We start from the raw sequence: 1,508 nt of genomic DNA on the forward strand, positions 1-1,508 counted from the left end.
CGTCTCGCAAAGCCCCCGACGAACACTTATGGGTAACTGCAAGATCAATCGGGCGGTTACTGACGAAGCCGAGCGTGCCGAGTTTCTCCGACTTGCGCAAAAGGCCCCCGATGGCGGCAACGACCTCAGTCGGGCACCTCTCGCAAAATAGCTTGAAGGCTCACTTCCTGCCGTGGCTGTGTGGCCGGATCGTTTCGAGATCACCGAACGCACCCGCAAATCGATCCTGCGTCAGGTGGAAAGGCCGCTGATCGCCGGATCTGAATAGCTCCGCCCGGTCCGGGTGCGCGAGCGGCTGCAAATCGCCAGACGCCAATACAGCCGGCACAAAAGTCGCGCGACAGACGAAAAGTCACGTCATCCGGCTGCCTTGCACAGCGCCGATCGGAATTCGATTCCCGGCAGCGACCGGTCCGGTCACTCTCAAATTGCCCGGGCGACGGATCCTAAGATGCCGCGGAACCGCGTCGGCGCACTTTGTACAGGGTGGCGGACGACGCGACGATCTGAAGGGCCAAGACGGTACCGACCAAACCGGCAAAAGGCCATTGAACCCAGTTCGGCTCGGGCGTCGCCCGATGAAAATCGAGGAAGTGAAGGTACAGAAAGTAGCCGGTATGTACAACTGACAGCCACCACAGCACGTAAGTTCCCCGCTGTACAAATTTCCAAACCGAACTTCCCATCCACCGGAGGCTTCGGTCGTTCGACGTACCGGCCAAAATCAGACCGTAAAGCAACGCAAGGACACCAATCAGATTGGCAATCGCAAATCCGTGCTGCACCATGACGTATCTTTGCAGTCCCGGGTGAAATTCAAAGCCGACAAGACGCATGAGATCCAGGTTCACCCAGCCGATCAAGATGATCGTGGCGTGTATGAATGCCAGCAACACCGCATATATGCCCAATTCGCGCCGGTAGGGTAACAATACCGCCGTACTGCGCCACAGACGCGACACGGGACCAAGCGACATAGCGGCTGCCACCAGAACAATCGACATATCACCAACGGCCCTGTTCCACCGGTGCATCGGCGACCACTCGCTGCGGCTGTACAAGAACAGCCATGTCCCGGCCGCACCGATCAAAATCACGATCAGGTGGCGCGCCCACCATGACGAAAGCAGATAGGATTTCAGATTGAACCCGGCCACATTCCTGCGAGGCGATACTGTCATTCGCATACTTCTCCCAATTAACGGGACATCTAGATGCGCTGGAAAGCAAAGACCGCGCCAATCCCGACAAGGGCATATAACACGATCATGGGATCCGACCCCAGTTGCATCTTCGTGAAGGCCACCGGAACAACCGCGTCAGAGGCCGGCGCAACAGAGTGATGGCCTTTGCACCGATCGCATGTCGCAAGTTGCACCGGCATGGCCATGATAGGATAGAAGAATGCGCCAAGCGACGCGACCCGGCTGAGGTCGAAAAGCAGTGCCAGAGCCGAGGCAGGAACCACTATAGCGCGACAATCAGGGTGAGATCAGCGCGACAATCAG

General features: G+C 57.8%; 1 protein-coding gene. It reads right to left on the bottom strand.

The features are described from left to right. Positions 1 to 446: 446 nt before the first annotated feature. Positions 447 to 1,181, bottom strand: coding sequence for a ferric reductase-like transmembrane domain-containing protein (locus PVW49_RS23630; protein WP_274591796.1), 735 nt, complete (start codon positions 1,179 to 1,181; stop codon positions 447 to 449). Positions 1,182 to 1,508 lie beyond the last annotated feature (327 nt).

The organism is Marinovum sp. PR37 (genome assembly GCF_028807375.1).
GTDB classification, from domain to species: domain Bacteria; phylum Pseudomonadota; class Alphaproteobacteria; order Rhodobacterales; family Rhodobacteraceae; genus Marinovum; species Marinovum algicola.

Excerpts from the sequence above, each read along its gene's own strand:
- PVW49_RS23630 (WP_274591796.1), bottom strand. The coding sequence starts at position 1,181 with ATGACAGTATCGCCTCGCAGGAATGTGGCCGGGTTCAATCTGAAATCC.